Origin of the sequence: Sphingomonas sp. (assembly GCF_048594985.1) — a bacterium.
In the GTDB taxonomy this organism is placed as follows: domain Bacteria; phylum Pseudomonadota; class Alphaproteobacteria; order Sphingomonadales; family Sphingomonadaceae; genus Sphingomonas_I.
Genome location: NZ_JBMDXG010000086.1, coordinates 1 through 2,364, shown reverse-complemented (window position 1 = coordinate 2,364; position 2,364 = coordinate 1). Strand labels below are relative to the sequence as shown.

Here is a 2,364-nt window from a genome sequence, read left to right as displayed (position 1 = left end):
GATTGTTGGCGATGGTCGCCTGACGCGTCATCGCGCCGCGCATCGCCGCCAGCGAGGAATAGATCATCCGATCCATTGCTCAGCCCCCTCCCGCTCTCGCCTTCGTCTTAGCTACGCAGGTTGATGATCGTCTGGGTCATGGTGTTGCCCGTCTCGATCGCCTTGGCATTGGCCGAGAAGTTGCGCTGCGCGGAGATGAGCGCGACCAGTTCCTCGGTAATGTCGACATTCGCCTGCTCGAGCGCGCCCGACTGGATCAGGCCGGCCGATCCCGATCCCGCCTCGCTCACGATCGCCTCGCCCGACAGGCCGGTCGAGCCCCAGCGGCTGTCGCCGAGCTGGCGCAGGCCGTTAGGATTGGCGAAGTTGGCGATCATGATCTTGCCCAGCTTCTGCGTGGTGCCGTCGGAGAAGGTCGCGGTCACAAGTCCGTTGCTGCCGACCGAGATATTGTTGAGCTGGCCTGCCGCCTTGCCATCCTGCGAGAAGGATCCCGGCGTGAAGGTCGACGCGGCCTGGCGCGTGGCGTTGCCATAGCTCAGGCTGAGCGTGATCGGCTCCGACGCGCCCGAGGGCAGCACGCCCGAAAATTGCTGCGCGCCCGTCGGCGAAACCAGCGAGCCGTCGGTTGCGAAGGTCAGCACCATCGGTGTGGCGGGATCGGTGTCGGCCTGGCCGTCGGCGCTCGCCTTACGGTCGCCAACGAACAGATGCGCCTCCCACTGGCTGTTGGTCGCGGTGGTGGTGGTGTAGGTCGGATCGCCGTTGGCATCGAGCACCGGATCGCCGTTGGCATCGAGGATCGGCGTGCGAACCGTCGAACCGGGCGCGGTGGTGCGGACGTAGTAGATCGTAGCCTGCTGCGGATTGCCCGACGCATCATAGACCGTCGTCGCGCTGGAATAATTGTAGCTCTGCGTATCGTAGCGGTCGAAGGCGTAGGGGATCGACCCAGCGTAGGTCGAGCGGCCGGCCGGCAGATCGGCATCGCTCGGGAAGGTCGCCGACAGTTCCAGCGTGGTGGTCGCGCGCGGGCGGCCGGCGCTGAGCGGCACCTGCAGGTTCTGCGCCGACGAGATGCCGGTCGCGGTGACGGAGCCCGTCGTATCGACCGGCAGCACCTGCACATAGGCCCCATTGCTGTTCACAAGGTAGCGATTCTCATCGACCGACAAGGCGCCGTTGCGCGTGAAGCTCATCTGCCCGTCGCTCTTCGTGACGAAGAAGCCCTGGCCCGAAATGGCGAGATCGAGAGCGCGGTCGGACGTCTGGAAGCCGCCCTGCGTGAACTGCTGGCTGATCGACTTCATGCGCGTGCCCTGGCCCGCGACGTTGCCCGACTGGAGCGGCGACGCGGAGATCAGATCGCCGAATTCGGCGCGGCTCTTCTTGAAGCCGATCGACGCAACGTTGGCGATGTTGTTCGAGATGACGCCGAGGTCGGACTGCGCCCCCTTGAGGCCGGAGAGCGAGGTGAAGAAGGTCATGAAAAGCTCCTCGGGAAGCGGATGTCAGGAAAGCTGGAGCACGTCGGCGGGCGAAACCTGGCCGAGCGCGGTGATGAGCTTGGTGCTGCCGGTCGCGGGCGACTGGACCGACGCGATTTCGGTCCACACGGCGAGGCCGGGGTTCATAGTCTTGCCGTCGGCGTCAGCCGCGGTCACGACGACCTGAAGCGGTCCTTTCTTGGCGAGTTCGCCGGCGGCATCCTTGCCATCCCACGACCAGGTGACCGCGCCCGCGCTCCGCGGCCCAAGCGTCTGCGTGTGGACGGTCTGGCCGTCGGCATCGACCAGCGCGAGCGTAACCCCCTTCGCATCGGCCGGCAGCGTGATCTCGCCCGCATAAGCGCCATTGGCGGCGGGGGCTGCGACATTCCCCTCGAGCAGCGCGGCGCGGCCGATCCAGCCTGACGCGTCGCCGAAGCGCGCGGCGGCAAGATCGCTGGCCATGTTCTTCAGCGACTGGTTCATCTCGGCAATGCCGGTGACGCTGGAGAATTGCGCCATCTGCGCCACCATCTGCTGGTTGTCGACCGGATCGGTCGGGTCCTGCGTGGCGAGCTGCGTCGTCAGCAGCTTGAGGAATCCCGCCTGATCGATCGTCTGGTTCGATTTGCCGGTGGTCGAAGCGGGCTTGGCGCCCGCGCGGAGCGAGTCGAGATAATCGGTGCCGATGGTCGTGCTCATTTGCCGAGCCTCAAGGTTTCCATGATGAGGGACTTGCCGGTCTGGAGGACCTGCACGTTGTTCTGATATTGGCGCGCGCTTTCCATCATCTCGACGAGCTCGGCGGCCTGATCGACGCCCGCTTCCCAGACATTGCCGTCCTTGTCGGCGAGCGGATTGCCCGGGTCGTGGCGCT

3 protein-coding genes are annotated in these 2,364 nt (G+C 65.8%); all 3 read right to left on the bottom strand.

Going from position 1 to position 2,364, the window contains the following annotated elements:
• Positions 1-107: 107 nt before the first annotated feature.
• A complete protein-coding gene (locus ACOJSF_RS03190) occupies positions 108-1,487 on the bottom strand; it encodes a flagellar hook protein FlgE (protein WP_420140785.1) in 1,380 nt (459 codons plus the stop codon).
• A gap of 24 nt (positions 1,488-1,511) precedes the next feature.
• Positions 1,512-2,189: a flagellar hook assembly protein FlgD gene (locus ACOJSF_RS03185; protein WP_420140784.1), complete on the bottom strand. Its 678-nt coding sequence runs from the start codon at positions 2,187-2,189 to the stop codon at positions 1,512-1,514.
• On the bottom strand, positions 2,186-2,364 hold a 179-nt coding region (locus tag ACOJSF_RS03180; protein WP_420140786.1), incomplete at its 5' end, for a flagellar basal body rod protein FlgC. The genes ACOJSF_RS03180 and ACOJSF_RS03185, both read right to left, overlap by 4 nt.

Coding starts and splice junctions, on each gene's coding strand:
- ACOJSF_RS03190 (WP_420140785.1), bottom strand. CDS start 1,487: ATGACCTTCTTCACCTCGCTCTCCGGCCTCAAGGGGGCGCAGTCCGAC.
- ACOJSF_RS03185 (WP_420140784.1), bottom strand. CDS start 2,189: ATGAGCACGACCATCGGCACCGATTATCTCGACTCGCTCCGCGCGGGC.